Source organism: Viridibacillus sp. FSL E2-0187, assembly GCF_038006425.1.
In the GTDB taxonomy this organism is placed as follows: domain Bacteria; phylum Bacillota; class Bacilli; order Bacillales_A; family Planococcaceae; genus Viridibacillus; species Viridibacillus arvi.
In genome coordinates this window covers 15,004-38,527 of record NZ_JBBOVG010000002.1, presented here as the reverse complement: position 1 = coordinate 38,527, position 23,524 = coordinate 15,004, and the positions used below count along the sequence as shown (strand labels likewise).

Here is a 23,524-nt window from a genome sequence, read left to right as displayed (position 1 = left end):
CCATTAGGGCTTGTCCAGCTTTCCAATTATCATTAAATCAATCGTCGAGCTAAGAATAAAGTCGAAAAGACTTCATACTAAAGGGAGGTAGGCTCCTTGATAGACGTTAATAATTTTGAGTATATGAAAATTGGTTTAGCTTCACCTGATAAAATCCGCTCATGGTCTTATGGAGAAGTAAAAAAACCAGAAACTATTAACTATCGTACACTCAAACCAGAAAAAGATGGTTTGTTCTGTGAACGAATTTTCGGACCTACAAAGGACTGGGAATGTCACTGCGGTAAGTACAAACGTGTACGCTATAAAGGCGTAGTTTGTGATCGTTGTGGAGTTGAAGTAACACGTGCAAAAGTACGTCGTGAGCGCATGGGTCATATTGAATTAGCTGCTCCAGTCTCACACATTTGGTATTTCAAAGGAATTCCAAGCCGTATGGGGCTTATTTTAGATATGTCTCCACGTGCATTAGAAGAAGTAATCTACTTCGCTTCTTATGTTGTAGTAGAGCCTGGCGATACTGCACTTGAGAAAAAACAATTGCTTTCAGAAAAGGAATATCGCGCGTATCGTGAAAAATACGGCAATACATTCCAAGCTGCAATGGGCGCTGAAGCAATTAAACGTCTTTTACAAGAAATCGATCTTGATAAAGAAACAGAATCTTTAAAAGAAGAACTTAAAACTGCACAAGGTCAACGTCGTACTCGTGCAATTAAACGTTTAGAAGTTGTTGAGTCATTCCGTCATTCTGGTAACCGTCCAGATTGGATGATTTTAGACGTACTACCTGTTATTCCACCAGAGCTTCGTCCAATGGTGCAATTAGATGGTGGTCGTTTTGCAACAAGTGACTTGAATGATTTATATCGTCGAGTTATTAACCGTAACAACCGTTTAAAACGTCTTCTTGATCTTGGAGCACCTGGTATTATCGTTCAAAACGAAAAACGTATGCTTCAAGAAGCAGTAGATGCTTTAATCGATAATGGTCGTCGTGGCCGTCCAGTAACTGGTCCAGGTAACCGTCCATTAAAATCTCTTTCTCATATGTTAAAAGGTAAACAAGGTCGTTTCCGTCAAAACTTACTTGGTAAACGTGTTGACTATTCAGGTCGTTCTGTAATCGTTGTAGGACCTAGCCTGAAAATGTATCAATGTGGTTTACCGAAAGAAATGGCAATCGAATTGTTTAAACCTTTCGTAATGAAAGAACTTGTTGAACGTGGTCTTGCACACAACATTAAATCGGCAAAACGTAAAATTGAACGTATGCACTACGAAGTATGGGATGTATTAGAGGATATAATCCGAGAACACCCAGTATTACTTAACCGTGCACCGACTCTTCACCGACTTGGTATTCAAGCTTTCGAACCAACTTTAGTTGAAGGGAAAGCAATCCGCCTTCACCCATTAGTATGTACAGCATATAACGCTGACTTTGATGGTGACCAAATGGCGGTTCACGTTCCTTTATCAGCAGAAGCACAAGCGGAAGCACGTTTATTAATGCTTGCAGCTCAAAATATCTTGAACCCTAAAGATGGTAAACCTGTTGTTACACCATCTCAAGATATGGTACTAGGTAACTACTACCTTACTCTTGAACGTAAAGGTGCTCGAGGCGAAGGCGCTGTATTCTTTGGTCCTGAGGAATTAATGGTTGCTTATGAAAACCATGAAGTCCACTTGCATACACGTATCGCTATTAAAGCTTCATCATTAAATAACCAAACATTTACAGAAGAACAAAATAGCAAGTTGTTATTAACGTCAGTTGGTAAGGTAATATTTAATGAAATTTTACCAGAATCATTCCCGTACATTAATGAACCAACAATTACTAACTTACAAGTTGAAACACCAGCTAAATATTTTGTTCCTACAAATACAGATATTAAGAAATATTTATCAGAAGTTGATCCAGTTAAACCATTTACGAAGAGCTATTTAGGTAAAGTTATTGCTGAAGTATTTGCTAACTTCCACATTACTGAAACTTCTAAAATGCTTGACCGCCTTAAAGATCTTGGGTTCAAATATGCAACTAAAGCTGGTATTACAATTGGTATCTCAGATATCCTAGTATTACCAGACAAACAAGAGATTCTTGAAGAGGCTCAAGAAAAAGTTGATAAAGTATTGAAACAGTTCCGTCGTGGTTTAATTACAGAAGAAGAACGTTACGATCGTGTAATCTCTTATTGGAGTGCAGCGAAAGACGTAATCCAAGAGAAACTTATGAAATCATTAGATAGCTTTAACCCTATCTTCATGATGAGTGACTCTGGTGCCCGTGGTAACGCATCTAACTTTACTCAACTTGCTGGTATGCGTGGTCTTATGGCCAATCCAGCTGGTCGTATTATCGAACTTCCAATCAAGTCTTCATTCCGTGAAGGTTTAACAGTATTGGAATACTTCATCTCTACGCATGGTGCTCGTAAAGGTCTTACCGATACAGCACTTAAAACGGCCGATTCAGGTTACCTTACTCGTCGTCTAGTTGACGTAGCACAAGATGTTATTGTCCGCGAAGATGACTGTGGTACTGACCGTGGTTTAACAATAGGTTCATTAAAAGAGGGTACAGAAGTAATCGAAGCTCTTGAAGAACGTATTCTTGGCCGTTATGTTAAGAAAACAATTCGTCATCCAGAAACAAATGAAGTTATGGTTGAAAGAAATGCATTAGTAACACCAGAACTAGCTCGTAAAGTAATTGAAGCAGGAATTGAAGAAGTAACAATTCGCTCAGCATTTACATGTAACACTAAGCATGGTGTATGTAAAAAATGTTACGGCATGAACTTAGCGACTGGTGATAAAGTTGAAGTCGGCGAAGCAGTTGGTATTATCGCAGCTCAATCTATCGGTGAGCCAGGTACACAGTTAACAATGCGTACTTTCCATACAGGTGGGGTAGCAAGTAGCGATATTACACAAGGTCTTCCACGTATCCAAGAGATTTTCGAAGCGCGTAACCCTAAAGGTCAAGCGGTTATTACGGAAATCGCAGGTACTGTAGTTGACATTGACGAGATTCGCGAAGGTCAAAAAGAAATTACAATTCAAGGTACAGTAGAAACTCGTAAATATTTGGCTCCGTACAATGGTCGTATCATAGTACAAGTTAACGATCAAGTTCACCACGGACAAACGCTTACTGAAGGTTCTATCGATCCAAAAGAATTGATTAAAGTAACTGATGTAGCAACAGTTCAAGAATACTTATTGAAAGAAGTTCAAAAAGTATATCGTATGCAAGGTGTAGAAATTGGAGACAAACATATCGAAGTAATGGTTCGCCAAATGCTTCGTAAAGTTCGCGTAATTGAAGCTGGTGAAACAGATGTACTTCCTGGTTCACTACTTGATATTCACCAATTCTCTGAAGCCAATGCAGAGGCGTTGTTAAATGGAAAACTTCCAGCAACTTGTCGCCCTCTTATCCTTGGTATCACTAAAGCATCTCTTGAAACTGAATCATTCTTATCTGCAGCATCATTCCAAGAAACAACTCGTGTGTTAACGGATGCAGCTATTAAAGGTAAGCGTGATGAACTACTAGGTCTGAAAGAAAATGTAATCTTAGGTAAACTTGTTCCTGCTGGTACAGGTATGCAACGATATCGCCAAATCAAAATTGAAGACAGCGAAATTGAAGATGCTGAACCAGCTTTAGCTGAATAATAAAAAGATCCGGGAGGAAGCGATTTTTCCTTCTTCTCGGAATTTTTATGATTTTAATTGACAATAAATGCATTGAGTGATAATATATTTTAGGTTGATAGTTGATTGTCTATCATTTCGGAGGATATGCAAATGTCTTATGAAAAAGTCAAAAAGGCTAAAAAAACAATCATCGGTACTAAGCAAGCAGTAAAAGCAATGTGTACTGGTCATGTTACTGAAATTTTCGTTGCTCTAAATGCAGATGATCGAATTACCACGCATGCGGTGCACTTAGCACAAAAAAATGGTATTCCCATTGTATTTGTAGACTCGAAAAAAGAACTTGGTAGAGCCTGCGGAATTCAAGTAGGTGCTGCAGTTGTTGCAATTACTGAATGATGGTTTTTGTGTATGATACACAAAGACTTTGTTTTTTACCTAAAAATGAACCACCTGGATGTGTGGATTTAAACTGAAGATATGAAGGGAGGAAAAACCGATGCCTACAATTAACCAATTATTACGTAAGCCTCGCCAATCCAAAAGCAAGAAATCAAACTCACCAGCGTTAAACAAAAGTTATAACAGCTTCCAAAAAGCTCTAACTGATGTTAACTCACCACAAAAACGCGGTGTATGTACACGTGTTGGTACAATGACACCTAAAAAACCTAACTCAGCGTTACGTAAATACGCTCGTGTACGTTTAACAAACCAAATCGAGGTTAACGCTTATATTCCTGGTGAAGGCCACAACTTACAAGAACACAGTGTTGTACTTATCCGTGGAGGTCGTGTAAAAGACTTACCAGGTGTACGTTATCACATCGTTCGTGGTGCGCTTGATACTGCTGCAGTATCTGGCCGTATGCAATCTCGTTCTCTATATGGTGCTAAAAAACCAAAAGAAAAAAAATAATTAAAATTAAGCTCTAATCGAAAGGAGGAAAACACATGCCTCGTAAAGGTCCTGTTTCCAAACGTGACGTGTTACCAGATCCAATTTATAATTCAAAACTAGTAACTCGTTTAATCAATAAAATGATGGTAGATGGTAAAAGAGGTACTTCTCAAAAGATTTTATACGGTGCGTTCGAATTAGTTAAAGAACGTTCTGGTAATAATCCAATCGAAGTATTTGAAGCTGCATTAAACAATGTAATGCCAGTTCTTGAAGTTCGTGCTCGCCGTGTAGGTGGTACTAACTATCAAGTACCAGTAGAAGTACGTCCAGAACGTCGTACAACTCTTGGTCTTCGTTACCTAGTAAACTACTCTCGTCTTCGTGGCGAAAAAACTATGGAAGAACGTCTAGCTAACGAAATTCTAGATGCTTCTAACAACACTGGTGCGTCAGTTAAAAAACGTGAAGATATGCACAAAATGGCAGAAGCAAATAAAGCATTTGCTCACTACCGTTGGTAATATAAAATCGGCTTAACCCCCAATATGGAAGGAGAAATTTCCTATGAAACGCGAATTCTCACTTGAGAATACTCGTAATATTGGGATCATGGCTCACATTGATGCTGGTAAAACAACAACAACTGAGCGTATCCTTTATTACACTGGTAAGATTCACAAAATCGGTGAAACTCATGAAGGTGCTTCTCAAATGGACTGGATGGAGCAAGAACAGGAACGTGGTATTACAATCACTTCTGCTGCGACAACAGCCCAATGGGAAGGCCACCGTGTAAATATCATCGATACTCCTGGACACGTAGACTTCACTGTAGAAGTAGAACGTTCATTACGCGTACTTGACGGTGCTGTAACAGTACTTGATGCTCAATCTGGTGTTGAGCCTCAAACTGAAACTGTATGGCGTCAAGCTACAACATACGGTGTTCCACGTATTGTATTCATTAACAAAATGGATAAAACAGGAGCGGATTTCTTATATTCTGTAGGAACTCTTCATGAGCGTTTACAAGCAAATGCTCACCCTGTTCAATTACCAATCGGCGCTGAAGATCAATTCTCTGCAATCATTGACTTAGTTGAAATGAAAGCTACTTTCTACGGCGACGAAAAAGGTACAGCAGTAACTGAAGGAGAAATTCCTGAAGAACACCGCGAACTAGCTGAAGAATACCGTGAGAAATTAATCGACGCTGTTGCAAGTGTTGATGAAGAAATCATGGAAAAATATTTAGAAGGCGAAGAAATTACTGTTGCTGAACTTAAAGCGGCTATCCGTCGTGCTACGATCGCAGTAGAATTTTACCCAGTAATCTGTGGTACAGCATTCAAACACAAAGGCGTACGCCCTATGTTAAATGCAGTTATCGATTACTTACCATCTCCATTAGATGTACCATCAATCAAAGGTACAGATGTTGATGGTGAAGTGGAATTAGAACGTCATCCTTCTGATGAAGAGCCATTCTCAGCTCTTGCATTCAAAGTTATGACTGACCCATTCGTAGGTAAATTAACTTTCTTCCGTGTGTACTCTGGAACATTAGATTCAGGTTCATACGTACAAAACTCTTCTAAAGGTAAACGTGAACGCGTAGGTCGTATCCTACAAATGCACGCTAACTCTCGTGAAGAAATCTCAAGAGTGCATTCTGGGGATATCGCAGCAGCAGTAGGTCTTAAAGATACTACTACTGGTGATACACTATGTGACGAGAAAAACTTAGTTATTCTTGAATCAATGGAATTCCCTGAGCCAGTAATCTCACTTTCTGTAGAACCAAAATCTAAAGCAGACCAAGATAAAATGGGTCAAGCTTTACAAAAACTACAAGAAGAAGATCCAACTTTCCGTGCTCACACTGACACTGAAACTGGTCAAACAATCATCTCTGGTATGGGTGAGCTTCACCTTGATATCTTAGTTGACCGTATGCGCCGTGAATTCAAAGTAGAAGCTAACGTAGGTGCTCCAATGGTATCTTACCGTGAAACATTCCGTAGCTCTGCAAAAGTTCAAGGTAAATTCACTCGCCAATCTGGTGGTCGTGGACAATACGGAGATGTTACGATTGAGTTCTCTCCAAATGAAGAAGGTAAAGGCTTTGAATTCGAAAACGCTATCGTTGGTGGTGTAGTACCTCGTGAATACATTCCTGCAGTAGAACAGGGTCTTCGTGACTCTCTTGACCGCGGTGTAGTTGCTGGATACCCACTAATCGACATTAAAGCGAAATTAGTATTCGGTTCTTACCATGACGTTGACTCGAATGAGATGGCGTTCAAAATTGCTGCATCTATGGCTCTTAAAGAAGCTGCGAAACAATGTAACGCTGTTATCTTAGAACCAATGATGAAAGTTGAAGTTGTAATTCCAGAAGAATATCTTGGTGATATCATGGGTAACATTACTGCTCGTCGCGGACGCGTTGAGGGTATGGATGCTCGCGGTAACTCTCAAGTTGTTCGTGCAATGGTGCCACTATCTGAAATGTTCGGATATGCTACAACTTTACGTTCTGGTACACAAGGTCGCGGTGTATTCTCTATGACATTTGATCATTATGAAGAAGTGCCAAAATCAATTGCTGCCGAAATCGTTAAAAAAAATAAAGGTGAATAATTTCTAAGTTGAATTTTCACTCTAATTAAAGTATAAATAACTTGTATGCTATATATGGAAGAGGATAGGGCCCTATTCTCTGAAATATATGACTATAAAACTAAAATTATAAACATTATTGAGGAGGCATTTTCTAATGGCTAAAGAAAAATTTGACCGTTCTAAAACGCATGCTAACATTGGTACAATCGGACACGTTGACCATGGTAAAACAACTTTAACTGCTGCAATCGCTACAGTTCTATCTAAAAAAATGGGTGGAGAAGCTAAGTCATACGCTGATATCGACAACGCTCCAGAAGAAAAAGAACGTGGTATCACAATCAATACTTCTCACGTAGAATACGAAACTGATACTCGTCACTACGCTCACGTAGATTGCCCAGGACACGCCGATTATGTTAAAAACATGATCACTGGTGCTGCTCAAATGGATGGCGGTATCTTAGTAGTATCTGCTGCTGATGGTCCAATGCCACAAACTCGTGAACACATCCTTTTATCTCGTCAAGTAGGTGTTCCATACCTAGTAGTATTCATGAACAAATGTGATATGGTTGACGACGAAGAGCTACTTGAATTAGTAGAAATGGAAGTTCGTGACCTATTATCTGAATACGATTTCCCAGGCGATGACCTTCCTGTAATTAAAGGTTCTGCTCTTAAAGCTCTTGAAGGCGAAGCAGAATGGGAAGAAAAAATTGTTGAATTAATGGACGCTGTTGATTCTTATATCCCAACTCCAGAACGTCAAACTGACAAACCATTCATGATGCCAGTAGAGGATGTATTCTCTATCACTGGTCGTGGTACAGTTGCAACTGGCCGTGTTGAACGTGGTCAAGTTAAAGTCGGCGACGTTGTAGACATCGTTGGTATTGCTGAAGAAGCTAAACAAACAACTGTAACAGGTGTTGAAATGTTCCGTAAATTATTAGACTACGCTGAAGCTGGAGACAACATTGGTGCTCTTCTTCGTGGTGTAGCTCGTGAAGATATCCAACGTGGACAAGTACTTGCTAAACCAGGTTCAATCACTCCACACACAGACTTCAAAGCTGAAGTTTATGTTCTTTCTAAAGAAGAGGGTGGACGTCATACTCCATTCTTCTCAAACTACCGTCCTCAGTTCTACTTCCGTACAACTGACGTAACTGGTGTTTGTAATCTTCCTGAAGGCGTAGAAATGGTTATGCCTGGAGATAACATCGAAATGACTGTTTCTTTGATCTCTCCTATCGCTCTTGAAGAAGGTACTAAGTTCTCTATCCGTGAGGGTGGACGTACTGTAGGCGCTGGCGTTGTAGCTTCAATCACTAAGTAATTTCTATTACTTTTTTTAAAAACCATCTCGTGACGACGAGATGGTTTTTTATTTATAAATTTATTTAAGTTTTCCCTTTTACTGGAGAAAACTTTTTTTATTTGCTCTATTTCTTGTACAATATAGTATGAGGGGGGTGAATACATGATAAAAGTTTTTATTATCGAAGATGATCAAGCTATTTTTGAAATTATTCGAGAACGATTCAGTCAGTGGTCTATGGAAGTTACAAAACCTGCGGATTTTCAAAAAGTTATGGAATGCTTTCATAATGAAACTCCGCAACTAGTTATTATTGATATTCAGTTGCCTGCATTTGATGGTTTCCACTGGTGTCGTGAAATACGTCATATTTCTAAAGTGCCGATTATCTTTTTGTCTTCACGAGATCATGCTATGGATCAAGTAATGGCTATGCAAATGGGCGCAGATGATTTTATACAAAAACCTTTTAATATGGATGTACTATTGGCTAAAGTACAAGCCATTATACGAAGAACATACGATTATAAACAAGAAAGACTACATACTGCATTATGGAATGGGGCTACCATTGATTATTCAAGAGGTACTATTACTAAAGAAGACTGTTTAGTGGAATTAACTAAAAATGAATTATTTATTTTAAGAATTTTAATAGAACATTTAAATCAGATTGTATCTCGTGATGAATTAATGAGAAAGCTATGGGATGATGAACGCTTTGTTAATGATAATACGTTATCAGTGAATATGAATCGTTTACGCTTGAAGCTTGAAGAAATTGGATTGGAAGAAGTTATTCTTACAAAAAAAGGACTGGGCTATATGGCTATTACTAAGGAGGTCTAATTTGTAATGCTTTTAATATTTCTTAAGGAAAGAAGGTCGTGGATTCTCTTTTTTATAGCTGTTCAGCTGTGGTTAAATTTAGTTATTTTCTTAGATGTAGGATTATCCAATATATCTGCAGTTTATCTAAATTTAACTAATTCAGTTTTATTTATTGTTTTTTTAATATGGCGATATATAAAAGAGACCAAATCAATTCGTAGACTGAAACATTTCCTGGGGAATGAATTAGATATAGAGAGTATTCTACCAGCTCCTTCAGAAAAGCTATCGAGTTTTGAAATAGTATTTTTTAAGGTTATTGAAAATGTTGAAGTAAAGAGGCGGGAACAAATTAACAACGTACATGTTGAGTTTTCAGAAGATCAAGATAGAGCATTAGGATGGATTCATGAAGTGAAGACGCCTTTAACTGCGATGAAGCTTATGATCGACTCCTTAGAGGACACTACTTTAAAGAAGCGCCTTGAAATTGAATGGTTAAGAATCCACTTGCTACTTGATCAGGAATTACATCATATTAGACTTTCTTCAATAGAGAATGACAACAGGATGGAAATGATATCAATTAGGCCAACAATACTGAGAGAAATTAAGAATTTGCAAACATGGTGTATTGAAAAAGGTATTGGCTTTGATATTGAAAATCTTGATGCTGAAGTACTAACTGATCAAAAATGGACATCCTTTATTATTCGTCAATTACTTTCTAATGCAGTCAAATATAGTAATGATAATTCAGATATACAGGTATATTCATCAAAGGATTCAGACGGTCATGTATATTTATATATTAAAGACTCGGGTATAGGGATTAGTCAAGCTGATTTGCCACGTATTTTTAATAAGTCCTTTACTGGTAAAATTGGTCGATATCAGACTGCTTCAACTGGAATGGGGCTATATTTGGCTAAAAATGCAGCATCAAAATTAGGTATCCAAATATTTGTACAGTCTGAAGAAAAAGTAGGGACAGTATTTTCCTTACGTTTTCCTTTGAAAAATGAATTCGTTAAAATCATGAGTAGATGACGAAAATGTCACCTACTCTTTTTGTTTGTCATGTTAATCAAACGATTCTTTTTTTGAAATTATATAGAATGGTCATATAAGCGAGAGGGAGGAATTGTAATGGCTATTTTAAAAGCGCGTAAAGTTAAAAAAGTATATGGACGTAAATTAACTGCTCAAGAAGTCTTGAAAGGTATTGATATAGAGGTTAATGAAGGCGAATTTGTTGGTATCATGGGTCCATCAGGGTCTGGAAAGACGACTTTGTTAAATGTTCTATGTTCGATTGATAATGCGACGGAAGGTGTCATAGAAATTGACGGTAATGATTTAAGAAAGATGAAAGAGAAAGAGCTATCGAAGTTTCGCCGGGAACAGTTAGGTTTTATATTTCAAGACTATAACTTATTAGATACATTAACTGTGAAAGAGAATATATTACTACCTCTATCTATTAGTAAAGTATCAAAATCTGAAGCTGAAAGTCGTTTCAATACACTAACAGATTTATTAGATATACGTGAATTAGCTAATAAATATCCAAATGAGATCTCAGGTGGACAAAAACAAAGGACATCTGCAGCACGTGCACTTATTTCGAATCCATCTATAGTATTTGGGGATGAGCCAACAGGAGCGCTAGATTCAAAATCAGCTACCGCTCTTCTAGAAAACTTAGCTACTATTAATGAGAAGCAAAGGGTGACAATTATGATGGTTACTCATGATCCAGTAGCAGCGAGTTTTTGTAGCCGAGTCTTATTCCTGAAAGACGGTCAACTTTATACAGAGCTTTACAAAGGTGAAAAAAACCGTAAAATGTTCTTCCAAGAAATAATGAATACGCAAGGTGTTTTAGGCGGTGACGGTTATGACGATTAGTCAACTCGTACTCCGAAGTATGAAAAAGAATATTACACATTATTATTTATACTTTTTTGCTCTGATATTTAGTGTGACATTATACTTTTCATTTGTGACTTTGCAATTTAACCCAAGTATTTTAGAAATGACAAAAGAAAGTACTACAGGTGCAGCAGGATTTAAAGCTGCTTCAGTGATGTTAGTATTCATTGTGACGTTTTTTGTAATTTACGCTAATCATCTTTTTATGAAGCGCAGAAGTAAAGAAATCGGTTTATATCAATTGATAGGAATGTCGAAGAGCACAGTTGTACGTCTATTAGCGATTGAAAATATACTATTGTGGACAGGTGCAACAGCTGTAGGGGTAAGTATTGGTTTTTTAACATCACGGGTATTTGCGATGATTTTATTGAAGCTAATTGCTAAAGAGGCTCTTGTAGAAATTGCATTTTCTTCACAGGCACTTTTTCAAACACTTGTTGTTTTCTTAATTTTATTAATAGTAATAACCATTCAAACTATTTTCGTGATTCGTCGTTCAACGTTACTTGATTTGTTTTCTGCAAGTAAAAAAGGTGATACGCGTGTGAAACGTTTTGGATTGTTTCAAATGTTATTAGGTCTAGTAGGCTTAGTATTAATTACCTTTGGATATTATAAATCAGCACATTTATTTGATTTGGATTCCGCAACTATTAATCAGTTAGTAATAAAGATGATTATAATATTGGGTTCCACTATTATAGGTACTTTTTTCGTTTTCCGTTTTTCAGTATCTTTAATTATGAATGTAATTCGTAAAGGGAAGAAAGGGCATTTATCATTAACTGACGTATTGGCATTAACGCCTATTATGCATCGTATGAAAGGGAATGCGAAGTCTTTAACGCTTATTACAGTAATGACTGCGGTTGCTTTAGCTATTATGTCATTATCTTATATTGCGTACTATTCAGCGGGTGCGAGTGCAAAGCAAGTTGTCCCTTTTGACGTCATTACATTAAATGAACAAAATAAAACGTTTGAAGAACAACTTCAAAAAGAAAATATAAATTTTGAAAAATATGAGTTTTCTTTGTTGAATGTAGATATTGATATTTCAAGCTTGATGAAAAATCCAGTATCTAATGATATTAAAGAAAATATATGGCTTGATTCTATAGTGACAAAGTTAAGCGATATGAAGAAAATATACCCTGAAGCTAGTTTAAAAGAGGGAGAAGCTTATCTAGTAGGATATAGCGGTATGCTTGCAGAATTAATGCCTCTAGAAGTTGGTAAGTCTATGACTGTCCATACAACAGAAGGTAAATCAAAACTAAAAATGATCGGACTTGAAAAAAGAGGGATTATTACAAGTCAACTTTCACATGGTAGCGCAGCTATCGTTGTTACAGACCGATATTTCGATAAGTTAGCAACAGATGCGAAAATTCAGAAGAACTCCATTTGGTATGAGCAAGAGGGGTACACGTTTAAAGAAAAAGATTTGGAGAAAGTTCAAGAAATATATATAAAGACAACCAATGGTGGGAAATTCACCACAAAGGACACAAAAGGGAAAGAAAAACAATTTATTGCATGGACTCAGGAAGGTAATAAAACTGAAGCATTAGATTTATGGGGTAATGTCATTTTCATTACAGCATTCCTAGGCTTAGCATTCTTACTGGCAACAGGTAGCGTTTTATACTTTAAGCAAATGTCCGATGCAGAAGATGAAAGAGAGTCTTATACGGTTCTTCGTAAAATCGGCTTTACCAAGTCAGAGATCATGAAGGGGATATATATGAAACAAGCTTTTAATTTTGGTGTACCACTTCTAATCGGGTTATTACACAGTTATTTTGCTGTTAAATCAGGCTGGATGCTATTTGGTACAGAGCTAACAACACCTTTAATCCTGACAATGAGTATTTACGCATTACTTTATTCGGTATTTGCATTGTTGTCCGTTACGTATTACCGCAGAGTTGTAAATGAAAGTTTATAATTACAGAAGAAAACCCACGTGGAGTATTACTTTACGTGGGATTTTTTTATTGACATTAATAATTAATCTACTTATAATTACTTTATCGAACTAGAGAACTAGAGTATGAAAGTGAAGTGTAAAATATGAATGCAGTAATAATAGCGATAGCTGTCATGCTAATCTTAAGTCTATTACGTATAAATGTTGTTCTTTCACTTGTATTAGGTGCGTTTGCAGGGGGCCTAACAAGTGGAATGGGAATTTCTAAAACTGTAGAAACATTTACAGAAGGGTTAGGAGCAGGAGCAACAATAGCTTTGAGTTACGGTTTATTAGGTGGATTTGCAATCGCCATTTCAAAAACTGGAATTCCAGAATTAATGATTGCTTCGATTCTGAAACTTTTAAATAAAAACGGTGAAAATAATAAACGAGGATTAGTGAAGGCTTTAATCTTCTTTTTAATTTTTGCAATGGCCGTATTCTCTCAAAACTTGATTCCGATTCATATAGCATTTATTCCATTATTGATTCCACCAATTTTGAAAATCCTAAATATGCTTGAAGTAGATCGCCGAATTATCTCAACAATTATTGCAGTTGGTTTAGTGGGCACATATAGCTTTGTACCTTCAGGATTTGGTTCTATTTTCCAAGAGATTATAGCAACTCAGGTAACGAAGGCCGGTATGGATGTATCCGTAAATGATGTTCCGATAGCAATGGCTATTCCTGTGTTAGGGATGGTTATTGGTTTAGTTGTTGCATTATTCTTTTATCGTAAACCAAGACGCTACGAAGAAGTAGGTGTTGAAAGTTCTTCTATAGAACTAAAGGTTAGCAAAAAGGTGATTATTTCAACTATCATTGCATTAATTGCAGCACTCTATACACAGATTGCAACTGATTCTATGATAGTTGGTGCATTTGCCGGTATTACAGTTATGTACGTAACTGGGGCATTAAAATGGAGAGAAGCAGATGAAGTTTTAACAGATGGTATGCGCATGATGTCATTCATAGGATTTGTTATGATTGCGGCAAACGGTTTTGCATCTGTTATAAATGCAACAGGAGATATAGATAGTCTAATCAACAGTTCATTAAGTATATTCAAAGGAAATACGAGTTTAGCTGTATTTATTATGCTAATAATAGGTTTAATCGTAACGATGGGAATTGGTTCATCCTTTGCTACAATTCCGATCATCGCGACACTATTTGTTCCTTTATCTGTAGAACTAGGGTTAAGCCCATTAGCAATTATGTGTTTGATTGGGACAGCAGGTGCTCTTGGAGATGCTGGATCGCCAGCTTCTGATACAACTCTAGGGCCGACAGCTGGATTGAACGTTGACGGACAGCATAATCATATTTGGGATACATGTGTTCCGACGTTTATCTTCGTAAATATCCCACTCATTATCTTTGGCTGGATTGCTTGTGTATTCTTCTTATAATAGTAAGGATGCAATTCAATTTGAATTGCATCCTTTTTTTATTACATATAGTTTGCAATATAGCTGTATTTTTTATATACTTGGAATCTGCTGAAGAGCAAAAGATGAAGATATCATAAAATAAACATGCCATTGAAAAGAGTTTAGCAAAAACACTTGCTTATTCTTTTTTTTATGTGTATAATATCAAATGTTGGTCTTCGACTGCGATGAAGCGGGAGGTTGCCGACACACCCGGCCGCATTGCCATGGCGCGTGTGACGGAGAAATTTCCGTGGAGAATGTCTAGGAAATAGGCGAAAAGGAGGGAAAATAATGGCAAAACAAAAGATCCGTATCCGTTTAAAAGCATATGATCATAGAATTCTTGATCAATCTGCTGAGAAAATTGTGGAAACTGCTAAACGTTCAGGTGCAAGTGTATCAGGTCCGATTCCACTTCCAACTGAAAAATCGGTGTACACAATTCTGCGTGCCGTGCATAAGTACAAAGATTCTCGTGAGCAATTCGAGATGCGTACTCATAAACGTCTGATCGATATCGTTAACCCAACACCACAAACTGTTGACGCGTTAATGAAACTTGATTTACCATCTGGCGTTGATATTGAAATCAAACTTTAATGGTAAAAATGAAAATAGAAAAACAATAATCACAGGAGGTGTGACAAATGACCAAAGGAATCTTAGGTAGAAAAATCGGTATGACGCAAGTTTTTGCTGAGAACGGTGATTTAATCCCTGTAACTGTTGTTGAAGCTACTCCAAACGTAGTACTTCAAAAGAAATCAGTTGATACAGATGGTTACGAAGCAATCCAAATCGGTTTCGAAGATAAGCGCGAAAAGCTTTCTAACAAACCTGAAAAAGGACACGTAGCTAAAGCAAGCACTGCTCCTAAGCGCTTCATCCGCGAAATCCGCGATGTAAACTTAGCTGAGTACGAGGTTGGTCAAGAAGTCAAAGTTGAAATTTTCGCAGAAGGCGATGTAGTAGATGTAACAGGTGTTACTAAGGGTAAAGGTTTCCAAGGTGTTATTAAACGCCACGGACAATCTCGTGGTCCTATGGCCCACGGTTCTCGTTACCACCGTCGTCCTGGTTCAATGGGTCCAGTTGCTCCGAACCGCGTATTCAAACAAAAGAAATTACCTGGTCAAATGGGTGGCGGAGTTGTTACAATCCAAAACTTGGAAATTGTAAAAGTTGACGTTGAACGCAACTTACTACTTATTAAAGGTAATGTTCCTGGTTCTCGTAAAGCATTAGTAACAGTAAAAGCTGCTATTAAAGCTAACTAACTTACCGAAGAAAGGAGGAAACAGGAATGACAAAAGTATCTTTGCTTAGTCAAACGGGTTCTTCTGTTGGTGAAATCGAATTAAACGATGCAATCTTCGGAATCGAACCAAACCAAAACGTGTTATTCGACGCAGTAATCGCTCAACGCGCTTCATTACGTCAAGGTAACCATAAAGTAAAAAACCGTTCTGAAGTTGCTGGCGGTGGTCGTAAACCATGGAAGCAAAAAGGAACAGGACGTGCTCGTCAAGGTTCTATTCGCTCTCCACAATGGCGTGGCGGTGGCGTAGTATTCGGTCCAGTACCTCGTAGCTATAGCTACAAACTACCGAAAAAAGTACGTCGTTTAGCTCTTAAATCAGCTCTATCTGCTAAAGTATTAGAAACTAATTTCTTAGTACTAGATGCTCTTAAACTAGACGCACCAAAAACTAAAGATTTCGTAAAAGTTCTTAAAGATCTTTCAATCGAATCTAAAGCATTATTCGTAACTGCTAATGTAGATGAAAACGTAGCATTATCTGCTCGTAACATCCAAGGCGTTACTGTTGTACCAGCTGCTGGTATCAACGTTCTTGATCTTTTAGGTCACGAAAAAGTAGTTTTCACTAAAGCTGCTGTAGAAAAAGTTGAGGAGGTGCTTGGTTAATGGAAGCACGTGATATTTTAAAACGTCCTGTCATTACTGAGCGTTCTTCAGAACTAATGGCAGAAAACAAATATACATTTGAAGTTGACACTCGTGCCAACAAAACTGAAGTTAAAGATGCTGTTGAATCTATCTTTGGTGTTAAAGTTGAGAAAGTAAACATCATGAACTACAAAGGTAAATACAAACGCGTTGGTAAATTCGGTGGATACACAAACAAACGCCGTAAAGCAATCGTGAAATTAGTTGCTGGCAACGAAATCGAATTATTCGAAATGTAATTTTCGTTCATTATTGAACAATAAAGAAGGAGGGAACTCAAATGGCGATTAAAAAGTATAAGCCTACCTCAAATGGTCGTCGTAACATGACGTCATCTGACTTTGCTGAAATCACAACTAACAAGCCTGAGAAATCATTGTTAGAACCGACTAAACGCAAAGCTGGTCGTAACAACCAAGGTAAAATCACTGTTCGTCATAATGGTGGTGGCCATAAACGCCAATATCGTGTCATCGATTTCAAACGTTTGAAAGATGGCATTCCAGGACGCGTTGCTACTATCGAATATGATCCAAACCGTTCTGCAAACATTGCATTAATTAATTATGCAGATGGTGAAAAACGCTACATCCTAGCACCTAAAGGTCTAGTTGTAGGAATGACAATTGTATCAGGTGCAGATGTTGATATTAAAGTAGGTAACGCATTACCACTTGAAAATATCCCAATGGGTACTACAATCCATAACATCGAAATGAAACCTGGTAAAGGTGGACAATTAGTACGTTCTGCTGGTACATCAGCTCAAATCCTTGGTAAAGAGGGTAAATACGTAATAGTTCGTCTACAATCTGGTGAAGTTCGCATGATCCTTGCTACTTGCCGTGCTACAATCGGTCAAGTTGGTAACGAGCAACACGAATTAATCAACATCGGTAAAGCAGGTCGTACTCGTTGGTTAGGTAAACGCCCGACTGTACGTGGATCTGTAATGAACCCGAACGATCACCCACACGGTGGTGGTGAAGGACGTTCTCCAATCGGACGTAAATCACCAATGACACCATGGGGTAAACCAGCTCTTGGTTATAAAACTCGTAACAAGAAAAACAAATCCGACAAACTTATCATTCGTCGTCGTAAAAAATAAAGTGATTAGACTGCGGTTCGTTGAAAGAACCGTAGTGGGATCACGGAGGGAGGCTCCAATATGGGTCGCAGCTTGAAAAAAGGACCTTTTGTCGATGACCACTTAATGAAAAAAGTGGAAGCACAAGAGGCTTCTGAGAAAAAACAAGTTATCAAGACTTGGTCTCGCCGTTCTACAATCTTCCCGAACTTTATCGGACTAACTATCGCTGTATATGATGGACGTAAACATGTTCCTGTATACGTGACTGAAGATATGGTAGGTCATAAACTAGGTGAGTTCGCACCAACACGCACATATAAAGGTCATGGTGCAGATGATAAGAAAACATCAGTACGCTAATATGAGGGGAGGTAAATCCTGATGCAAGAAGCAAAAGCTATTGCTCGCACAGTTCGCATTGCTCCTCGTAAAGTCCGCTTAGTGGTTGATTTAATCCGAGGCAAGCAAATTGGCGAAGCAGTTGCAATTTTACGTCACACTCCAAGAGCAGCGTCTCCTGTAGTTGAAAAAGTACTAAAATCTGCAGTTGCAAATGCTGAACATAACTACGATTTAGATGTAAATAACTTAGTTATTTCAGAAGTATTCGTTGATGAAGGTCCAACGTTAAAACGTTTCCGTCCACGCGCACAAGGACGTGCAAGCGCAATTAACAAACGTACAAGCCACATTACTCTAGTGGTATCTGAGAAGAAGGAGGGATAATACGTGGGTCAAAAAGTACATCCAATAGGATTACGTGTTGGTGTCATTCGTGATTGGGAATCTAGATGGTACGCTGAAAAAGAGTACGCTACTTTACTTCATGAAGACATTAAAGTACGTAAATACATTGAAACAAGCTTAAAAGAAGCTTCAGTTTCTAAAGTAGAAATCGAACGCGCTGCAAACCGTGTTAATATTACAATTCACACTGCGAAACCAGGTATGGTAATTGGTAAGGGCGGTACTGAAGTGGAATCACTTCGTAAAAACCTTGGCAAAATCACTGGCAAACGCGTTCACATCAATATTGTTGAAATCAAACGTGCGGATCTTGACGCTAAATTGGTAGCAGAAAACATTGCTCGCCAATTAGAAAACCGTGTATCATTCCGTCGTGCACAAAAACAAACTATTCAACGCACAATGCGTGCAGGCGCTAAAGGTATTAAAACTCAAGTATCTGGTCGTCTAGGCGGCGCTGATATCGCGCGTGCTGAACATTATAGTGAAGGAACTGTTCCGCTTCATACTCTTCGTGCTGACATTGATTATGCTCATGCAGAAGCTGACACTACTTATGGTAAATTAGGTGTTAAAGTATGGATCTACCGCGGTGAAGTCCTTCCAGTGAAGAAGAACTCTGAGGAAGGAGGCAAATAATATGTTATTGCCAAAACGCGTAAAATACCGTCGTGTACACCGCGGAAAAATGCGTGGAGAAGCGAAAGGCGGTAAAGAAATAGCATTCGGCGAATTCGGTTTACAAGCAACTGAAGCTAGCTGGATCACTAACCGTCAAATCGAAGCTGCACGTATCGCGATGACTCGTTACATGAAACGTGGCGGTAAAGTTTGGATTAAAATCTTCCCACATAAACCATATACGAAAAAGCCTCTAGAAGTGCGTATGGGTTCAGGTAAAGGTGCTCCTGAAGGATGGGTAGCAGTAGTTAAACCAGGAAAAATTATGTTCGAAATCGGAGGCGTTTCTGAGGAAATCTCTCGTGAAGCACTTCGTTTAGCATCTCATAAGCTTCCTGTGAAATGTAAGATTGTTAAACGTGAAGAAATTGGTGGTGAATCTAATGAAAGCTAATGAAATCCGTGAACTTACAACAGCAGAAATCGAAACTAAAGTAAAATCACTGAAAGAAGAGCTTTTTAACCTTCGCTTCCAATTGGCGACTGGTCAATTAGAAAACACAGCTCGCATCCGCGAAGTACGCAAAGCAATTGCGCGTATGAAAACTGTGATTCGTGAAAGAGAAATCAGTGCAAATAACTGATAAAGGAGGTTTGCAGCATGACTGAGCGTAACCAACGCAAAGTTTACACTGGCCGCGTAGTTTCAGATAAAATGGATAAAACTATCTCAGTTTTAATTGAAACTCACAAAAAGCATAAGCTTTATGGCAAACGTGTAAAATACTCTAAGAAATTCAAGGCGCATGATGAAAACAACGAAGCAAAAGTTGGAGATATCGTCCGCATTATGGAAACTCGTCCGCTATCAGCTACTAAACGTTTCCGTTTGGTTGAAGTAGTAGAAAAAGCGGTTATTATCTAATTAAATTTCGGAACTACAACGTCCGAAGGGAGGTAACCTAAGTGATCCAACAAGAAACCCGTTTAAAAGTTGCTGACAACTCAGGTGCGAAAGAAGTATTAACTATCAAAGTACTTGGTGGTTCTGGACGTAAGACTGCGAACATCGGTGATGTAATCGTATGTACTGTCAAGAAAGCAACACCAGGTGGCGTTGTCAAGAAGGGTGAAGTAGTTAAAGCTGTAATCGTTCGTACGAAAAGCGGCGTTCGTCGTAAAGACGGTACTTACATCAAATTCGATGAAAACGCATGTGTAATCATCAAAGATGACAAATCACCACGCGGAACTCGTATTTTCGGACCTGTAGCACGTGAATTACGTGATAACAGTTTCATGAAAATCGTATCTTTAGCTCCGGAAGTTCTTTAATTTTCATGAAAGTGCCAATCAAGGAGGTGCGACAGAATGCATGTTAAAAAAGGCGACAAGGTAAAGGTTATTTCAGGTAAAGAAAAAGGCAAAACAGGTGTGATTCTTGCTGCTTTCCCTAAAAATGATCGTGTACTAGTTGAAGGTGTAAACATCGTCAAAAAACACGTGAAACCTAACCAAGTTAACCCACAAGGTGGAATTGTCAGCCAAGAGGCAGCAATTCACGTTTCGAACGTAATGCTAATCGATCCAAAATCTGGCGAGCCGACTCGCGTAGGTTATAAAATCGAAGATGGCAAAAAAGTTCGTGTAGCAAAAAAATCAGGTGCAGTAATCGATAAATAAGTAATAGAGAAGGGAGGTACAAACACATGAGCCGCCTAAAAGAAAAATTTGTAAACGAAGTTTCACCTGCTCTTATGAGCAAGTTTGAATATACATCAGTTATGCAAGTTCCTAAAGTTGACAAGATCGTTATTAACATGGGTGTTGGTGACGCAGTTCAAAACTCTAAAGTACTTGACTCAGCTGTTGAAGAATTAGCATTAATCGCAGGTCAAAAACCTGTTGTAACTAAAGCTAAAAAATCTATCGCAGGTTTCCGTCTTCGTGAAGGAATGCCAATCGGTGCGAAAGTTACATTACGCGGTGAGCGTATGTATGAATTCTTGGATAAACTAATCGCTGTTTCTCTTCCACGTGTACGTGACTTCCGTGGTGTTTCTAAAAAAGCATTTGACGGTCGCGGTAACTATACTCTTGGTATTAAAGAGCAATTAATCTTCCCAGAAATCGACTACGATAAAGTTTCTAAAGTACGCGGTATGGATATCGTTATCGTAACTACTGCGAACTCTGATGAAGAAGCTCGCGAGTTACTAACTCAATTCGGTATGCCGTTCCAAAAGTAATAAAACAAGGAGGGCGAAAACGTGGCTAAAAAATCAATGATCGTTAAACAACAACGCACGCAAAAGTTTAAAGTGCAAGAATACACTCGTTGTGAACGCTGTGGGCGTCCACACTCTGTATACCGCAAATTTAAACTTTGCCGTATTTGTTTCCGAGAACTTGCATATAAGGGACAAATTCCTGGCGTGAAAAAAGCCAGCTGGTAATCCCCTAATTTGGGAAGGAGGTAAATGTAATGACAATGACAGATCCGATTGCAGATATGCTTACACGCATTCGTAATGCTAATATGGTCCGTCACGAGAAATTAGAGCTTCCGGCTTCTAATATCAAAAAAGAGATCGCTGAAATTCTTAAGCGTGAAGGTTTTGTACGTGACGTTGAGTATGTAGAAGATGACAAACAAGGTATCATCCGTATCTTCTTAAAATATGGCCAAGAAAACGAACGTGTTATTACAGGATTAAAACGTATTTCTAAACCAGGTTTACGCGTTTATGCGAAAACTAACGAAGTACCTAAAGTGTTGAACGGACTAGGAATCGCTTTAGTTTCAACTTCAAACGGTTTATTAACTGATAAAGAAGCTCGCGCTAAACAAGTTGGCGGAGAAATCTTAGCTTACGTTTGGTAATTAGCAACAAAAGAATGGAGGTGCAACATAAATGTCTCGCGTAGGTAAAAAACCAATCGAGGTACCGGCTACTGTAACTGTAACTGTCGCTGCTGACAACACAGTAACTGTTAAAGGACCAAAAGGTGAACTTGTTCGCTCTTTTAACAAAGATATGAAAATTGAACAAGAAGGTAACGTGATTACAGTATCTCGTCCTTCTGAGTCAAAAGACCACCGTACTAACCATGGTACAACTCGTGCTCTTTTAGCAAACATGATTACTGGTGTTTCTGAAGGATTTGAACGTGCACTTGAATTAGTTGGTGTAGGTTACCGTGCTCAATTACAAGGAACTAAACTTGTATTGAACGTAGGTTACTCACATCCAGTTGAGTTCACACCTGAAGAAGGAGTAACTGTAGAAGTTCCTTCAAACACTAAAGTTATCGTTAAAGGGATTAGCAAAGAACGTGTTGGAGCACTTGCTTCTAACATCCGTCAAGTGCGTCCACCAGAGCCTTATAAAGGTAAAGGGATTCGTTATGAAGGCGAATTCGTTCGTCGTAAAGAAGGTAAAACAGGTAAATAATGCTGCTTAAAGCATTAGAAAGGAGTGACCTCTGTGATTACGAAACAAGATAAGAATCAAGTTCGTAAAAAACGTCATGCGCGCGTGCGTTCTAAAATTACTGGTACTGCTGAATGTCCACGTTTAAACGTATTCCGTTCAAACAAACACATTTACGCGCAAATTATCGATGATTCTAAAGGCCTAACACTAGTAAGTGCTTCAACTATGGATAAAGAGTTTGAAGGAACTGCTGGTAACTTAGAAGCTGCTACAAAAATCGGTGAAACTATCGCTAAAGGCGCTGCGGAAAAAAACATCAAAGCTGTTGTATTTGACCGTGGTGGTTACTTATATCATGGACGTGTTAAAGCTTTAGCTGAAGCTGCACGTGCAAATGGTTTAGAATTTTAATAAGAAGGAGGTACACATTTCATGAGTCGCATTGACGCAAACAAACTAGAACTTGAAGAACGCGTTGTTACGATCAACCGCGTTGCTAAAGTTGTTAAAGGTGGACGTCGTTTCCGCTTCACTGCACTAGTAGTGGTTGGAGACCGTAATGGCCATGTTGGTTTCGGTACAGGTAAAGCTCAGGAAGTACCTGATGCAATTCGCAAAGCAGTAGAAGATGCGAAGAAAAACTTGATCGAAGTTCCACGTGTTGGTGGTACAACACCACACTTAATCATGGGTCGCTTCGGTGCAGGTAACATCATGATTAAACCTGCTGCTCCTGGTACTGGAGTTATCGCTGGTGGTCCAGTTCGTGCTGTATTAGAGCTTGCTGGTATCACTGATATTCTTTCAAAATCACTTGGTTCAAATACGCCAATTAACATGGTTCGCGCTACTGTTAGAGGTTTATCTGAACTTAAACATGCTGAAGAAGTTGCAAAACTTCGCGGTAAATCAGTAGAAGAACTATTAGGTTAAGGGGGGA

General features: G+C 38.4%; 30 protein-coding genes. All 30 read left to right on the top strand.

Going from position 1 to position 23,524, the window contains the following annotated elements; genetic code table 11:
* The first annotated feature begins 96 nt into the window (after positions 1–96).
* Positions 97–3,696, top strand: coding sequence for a DNA-directed RNA polymerase subunit beta' (gene rpoC, locus MHH85_RS19320; RefSeq protein WP_193738003.1), 3,600 nt, complete (start codon positions 97–99; stop codon positions 3,694–3,696).
* Between the two features lie 132 nt (positions 3,697–3,828).
* Positions 3,829–4,077, top strand: coding sequence for a ribosomal L7Ae/L30e/S12e/Gadd45 family protein (locus MHH85_RS19315; RefSeq protein ID WP_340708220.1), 249 nt, complete (start codon positions 3,829–3,831; stop codon positions 4,075–4,077).
* A 100-nt stretch (positions 4,078–4,177) separates the two neighbouring features.
* Positions 4,178–4,597, top strand: coding sequence for a 30S ribosomal protein S12 (gene rpsL, locus MHH85_RS19310; RefSeq protein WP_053418537.1), 420 nt, complete (start codon positions 4,178–4,180; stop codon positions 4,595–4,597).
* 35 nt (positions 4,598–4,632) lie between these two features.
* Positions 4,633–5,103: a 30S ribosomal protein S7 gene (gene rpsG / locus MHH85_RS19305; RefSeq protein ID WP_038179053.1), complete on the top strand. Its 471-nt coding sequence runs from the start codon at positions 4,633–4,635 to the stop codon at positions 5,101–5,103.
* Positions 5,104–5,146: 43 nt separating this feature from the next.
* On the top strand, positions 5,147–7,225 hold the full coding sequence (gene fusA / locus MHH85_RS19300; protein ID WP_340708219.1) for an elongation factor G: 2,079 nt from the start codon (positions 5,147–5,149) through the stop codon (positions 7,223–7,225).
* A gap of 136 nt (positions 7,226–7,361) precedes the next feature.
* Positions 7,362–8,549 (top strand): elongation factor Tu, encoded by a 1,188-nt coding sequence (tuf, locus tag MHH85_RS19295; protein WP_038179057.1) that lies wholly within the window; start codon positions 7,362–7,364, stop codon positions 8,547–8,549.
* A 144-nt stretch (positions 8,550–8,693) separates the two neighbouring features.
* The gene (locus tag MHH85_RS19290) at positions 8,694–9,380 is read left to right on the top strand and encodes a response regulator transcription factor (protein ID WP_340708217.1); all 687 of its coding nucleotides are present in this window, start codon (positions 8,694–8,696) and stop codon (positions 9,378–9,380) included.
* A gap of 6 nt (positions 9,381–9,386) precedes the next feature.
* A complete protein-coding gene (locus tag MHH85_RS19285; RefSeq protein ID WP_193738006.1) occupies positions 9,387–10,412 on the top strand; it encodes a sensor histidine kinase in 1,026 nt (341 codons plus the stop codon).
* 99 nt (positions 10,413–10,511) lie between these two features.
* On the top strand, positions 10,512–11,273 hold the full coding sequence (locus MHH85_RS19280; RefSeq protein WP_038179060.1) for an ABC transporter ATP-binding protein: 762 nt from the start codon (positions 10,512–10,514) through the stop codon (positions 11,271–11,273).
* Positions 11,263–13,251: an ABC transporter permease gene (locus tag MHH85_RS19275; RefSeq protein WP_340708216.1), complete on the top strand. Its 1,989-nt coding sequence runs from the start codon at positions 11,263–11,265 to the stop codon at positions 13,249–13,251. The genes MHH85_RS19280 and MHH85_RS19275 overlap by 11 nt, the downstream gene beginning before the upstream one ends.
* 125 nt (positions 13,252–13,376) lie before the next feature.
* The gene (locus MHH85_RS19270; RefSeq protein ID WP_340708215.1) at positions 13,377–14,693 is read left to right on the top strand and encodes a Na+/H+ antiporter family protein; all 1,317 of its coding nucleotides are present in this window, start codon (positions 13,377–13,379) and stop codon (positions 14,691–14,693) included.
* A 315-nt stretch (positions 14,694–15,008) separates the two neighbouring features.
* The gene (rpsJ, locus tag MHH85_RS19265) at positions 15,009–15,317 is read left to right on the top strand and encodes a 30S ribosomal protein S10 (protein WP_004233624.1); all 309 of its coding nucleotides are present in this window, start codon (positions 15,009–15,011) and stop codon (positions 15,315–15,317) included.
* A 47-nt stretch (positions 15,318–15,364) separates the two neighbouring features.
* Positions 15,365–15,994: a 50S ribosomal protein L3 gene (gene rplC / locus MHH85_RS19260; protein ID WP_053418543.1), complete on the top strand. Its 630-nt coding sequence runs from the start codon at positions 15,365–15,367 to the stop codon at positions 15,992–15,994.
* 26 nt (positions 15,995–16,020) lie between these two features.
* Positions 16,021–16,644, top strand: coding sequence for a 50S ribosomal protein L4 (gene rplD, locus MHH85_RS19255; protein ID WP_193738010.1), 624 nt, complete (start codon positions 16,021–16,023; stop codon positions 16,642–16,644).
* A complete protein-coding gene (rplW, locus tag MHH85_RS19250; RefSeq protein WP_038179071.1) occupies positions 16,644–16,925 on the top strand; it encodes a 50S ribosomal protein L23 in 282 nt (93 codons plus the stop codon). The genes rplD and rplW overlap by 1 nt, the downstream gene beginning before the upstream one ends.
* 41 nt (positions 16,926–16,966) lie before the next feature.
* On the top strand, positions 16,967–17,797 hold the full coding sequence (gene rplB / locus MHH85_RS19245; protein ID WP_340708214.1) for a 50S ribosomal protein L2: 831 nt from the start codon (positions 16,967–16,969) through the stop codon (positions 17,795–17,797).
* Positions 17,798–17,857: 60 nt separating this feature from the next.
* The gene (gene rpsS / locus MHH85_RS19240) at positions 17,858–18,139 is read left to right on the top strand and encodes a 30S ribosomal protein S19 (RefSeq protein WP_038179075.1); all 282 of its coding nucleotides are present in this window, start codon (positions 17,858–17,860) and stop codon (positions 18,137–18,139) included.
* A gap of 21 nt (positions 18,140–18,160) precedes the next feature.
* Entirely contained in the window at positions 18,161–18,505 is a 345-nt protein-coding gene (gene rplV / locus MHH85_RS19235) for a 50S ribosomal protein L22 (RefSeq protein WP_038179077.1), read from the top strand.
* 3 nt (positions 18,506–18,508) lie between these two features.
* Positions 18,509–19,165, top strand: coding sequence for a 30S ribosomal protein S3 (gene rpsC, locus MHH85_RS19230; protein WP_038179079.1), 657 nt, complete (start codon positions 18,509–18,511; stop codon positions 19,163–19,165).
* 1 nt (position 19,166) lies between these two features.
* Entirely contained in the window at positions 19,167–19,601 is a 435-nt protein-coding gene (gene rplP / locus MHH85_RS19225; protein ID WP_038179080.1) for a 50S ribosomal protein L16, read from the top strand.
* Positions 19,591–19,791 carry a 50S ribosomal protein L29 gene (gene rpmC / locus MHH85_RS19220; protein ID WP_038179082.1) on the top strand — a complete coding sequence of 67 codons (201 nt, stop codon included), beginning with the start codon at positions 19,591–19,593 and terminating at the stop codon, positions 19,789–19,791. The genes rplP and rpmC overlap by 11 nt, the downstream gene beginning before the upstream one ends.
* Positions 19,792–19,808: 17 nt before the next feature.
* Entirely contained in the window at positions 19,809–20,072 is a 264-nt protein-coding gene (gene rpsQ, locus MHH85_RS19215) for a 30S ribosomal protein S17 (RefSeq protein ID WP_038179084.1), read from the top strand.
* A 41-nt stretch (positions 20,073–20,113) separates the two neighbouring features.
* Entirely contained in the window at positions 20,114–20,482 is a 369-nt protein-coding gene (rplN, locus tag MHH85_RS19210) for a 50S ribosomal protein L14 (RefSeq protein WP_038179086.1), read from the top strand.
* Positions 20,483–20,518: 36 nt separating this feature from the next.
* Positions 20,519–20,830: a 50S ribosomal protein L24 gene (gene rplX / locus MHH85_RS19205; RefSeq protein WP_038179088.1), complete on the top strand. Its 312-nt coding sequence runs from the start codon at positions 20,519–20,521 to the stop codon at positions 20,828–20,830.
* 26 nt (positions 20,831–20,856) lie between these two features.
* The gene (gene rplE, locus MHH85_RS19200; RefSeq protein WP_193738011.1) at positions 20,857–21,396 is read left to right on the top strand and encodes a 50S ribosomal protein L5; all 540 of its coding nucleotides are present in this window, start codon (positions 20,857–20,859) and stop codon (positions 21,394–21,396) included.
* A gap of 21 nt (positions 21,397–21,417) precedes the next feature.
* Entirely contained in the window at positions 21,418–21,603 is a 186-nt protein-coding gene (gene rpsN / locus MHH85_RS19195) for a 30S ribosomal protein S14 (protein WP_008406949.1), read from the top strand.
* Positions 21,604–21,632: 29 nt separating this feature from the next.
* The gene (gene rpsH / locus MHH85_RS19190; protein ID WP_053418546.1) at positions 21,633–22,031 is read left to right on the top strand and encodes a 30S ribosomal protein S8; all 399 of its coding nucleotides are present in this window, start codon (positions 21,633–21,635) and stop codon (positions 22,029–22,031) included.
* A gap of 31 nt (positions 22,032–22,062) precedes the next feature.
* The gene (rplF, locus tag MHH85_RS19185) at positions 22,063–22,602 is read left to right on the top strand and encodes a 50S ribosomal protein L6 (protein ID WP_038179095.1); all 540 of its coding nucleotides are present in this window, start codon (positions 22,063–22,065) and stop codon (positions 22,600–22,602) included.
* Between the two features lie 33 nt (positions 22,603–22,635).
* The gene (rplR, locus tag MHH85_RS19180; protein WP_038179097.1) at positions 22,636–22,995 is read left to right on the top strand and encodes a 50S ribosomal protein L18; all 360 of its coding nucleotides are present in this window, start codon (positions 22,636–22,638) and stop codon (positions 22,993–22,995) included.
* A gap of 21 nt (positions 22,996–23,016) precedes the next feature.
* Positions 23,017–23,517 carry a 30S ribosomal protein S5 gene (gene rpsE / locus MHH85_RS19175; protein ID WP_038179099.1) on the top strand — a complete coding sequence of 167 codons (501 nt, stop codon included), beginning with the start codon at positions 23,017–23,019 and terminating at the stop codon, positions 23,515–23,517.
* The last annotated feature ends 7 nt before the right edge of the window (positions 23,518–23,524 follow it).

Coding starts and splice junctions, on each gene's coding strand:
- MHH85_RS19315 (WP_340708220.1), top strand. CDS start 3,829: ATGTCTTATGAAAAAGTCAAAAAGGCTAAAAAAACAATCATCGGTACT.
- rpsL (WP_053418537.1), top strand. CDS start 4,178: ATGCCTACAATTAACCAATTATTACGTAAGCCTCGCCAATCCAAAAGC.
- rpsG (WP_038179053.1), top strand. CDS start 4,633: ATGCCTCGTAAAGGTCCTGTTTCCAAACGTGACGTGTTACCAGATCCA.
- fusA (WP_340708219.1), top strand. CDS start 5,147: ATGAAACGCGAATTCTCACTTGAGAATACTCGTAATATTGGGATCATG.
- tuf (WP_038179057.1), top strand. CDS start 7,362: ATGGCTAAAGAAAAATTTGACCGTTCTAAAACGCATGCTAACATTGGT.
- MHH85_RS19290 (WP_340708217.1), top strand. CDS start 8,694: ATGATAAAAGTTTTTATTATCGAAGATGATCAAGCTATTTTTGAAATT.
- MHH85_RS19285 (WP_193738006.1), top strand. CDS start 9,387: ATGCTTTTAATATTTCTTAAGGAAAGAAGGTCGTGGATTCTCTTTTTT.
- MHH85_RS19280 (WP_038179060.1), top strand. CDS start 10,512: ATGGCTATTTTAAAAGCGCGTAAAGTTAAAAAAGTATATGGACGTAAA.
- MHH85_RS19275 (WP_340708216.1), top strand. CDS start 11,263: ATGACGATTAGTCAACTCGTACTCCGAAGTATGAAAAAGAATATTACA.
- MHH85_RS19270 (WP_340708215.1), top strand. CDS start 13,377: ATGAATGCAGTAATAATAGCGATAGCTGTCATGCTAATCTTAAGTCTA.
- rpsJ (WP_004233624.1), top strand. CDS start 15,009: ATGGCAAAACAAAAGATCCGTATCCGTTTAAAAGCATATGATCATAGA.
- rplC (WP_053418543.1), top strand. CDS start 15,365: ATGACCAAAGGAATCTTAGGTAGAAAAATCGGTATGACGCAAGTTTTT.
- rplD (WP_193738010.1), top strand. CDS start 16,021: ATGACAAAAGTATCTTTGCTTAGTCAAACGGGTTCTTCTGTTGGTGAA.
- rplW (WP_038179071.1), top strand. CDS start 16,644: ATGGAAGCACGTGATATTTTAAAACGTCCTGTCATTACTGAGCGTTCT.
- rplB (WP_340708214.1), top strand. CDS start 16,967: ATGGCGATTAAAAAGTATAAGCCTACCTCAAATGGTCGTCGTAACATG.
- rpsS (WP_038179075.1), top strand. CDS start 17,858: ATGGGTCGCAGCTTGAAAAAAGGACCTTTTGTCGATGACCACTTAATG.
- rplV (WP_038179077.1), top strand. CDS start 18,161: ATGCAAGAAGCAAAAGCTATTGCTCGCACAGTTCGCATTGCTCCTCGT.
- rplP (WP_038179080.1), top strand. CDS start 19,167: ATGTTATTGCCAAAACGCGTAAAATACCGTCGTGTACACCGCGGAAAA.
- rpmC (WP_038179082.1), top strand. CDS start 19,591: ATGAAAGCTAATGAAATCCGTGAACTTACAACAGCAGAAATCGAAACT.
- rpsQ (WP_038179084.1), top strand. CDS start 19,809: ATGACTGAGCGTAACCAACGCAAAGTTTACACTGGCCGCGTAGTTTCA.
- rplX (WP_038179088.1), top strand. CDS start 20,519: ATGCATGTTAAAAAAGGCGACAAGGTAAAGGTTATTTCAGGTAAAGAA.
- rplE (WP_193738011.1), top strand. CDS start 20,857: ATGAGCCGCCTAAAAGAAAAATTTGTAAACGAAGTTTCACCTGCTCTT.
- rpsH (WP_053418546.1), top strand. CDS start 21,633: ATGACAATGACAGATCCGATTGCAGATATGCTTACACGCATTCGTAAT.
- rplF (WP_038179095.1), top strand. CDS start 22,063: ATGTCTCGCGTAGGTAAAAAACCAATCGAGGTACCGGCTACTGTAACT.
- rpsE (WP_038179099.1), top strand. CDS start 23,017: ATGAGTCGCATTGACGCAAACAAACTAGAACTTGAAGAACGCGTTGTT.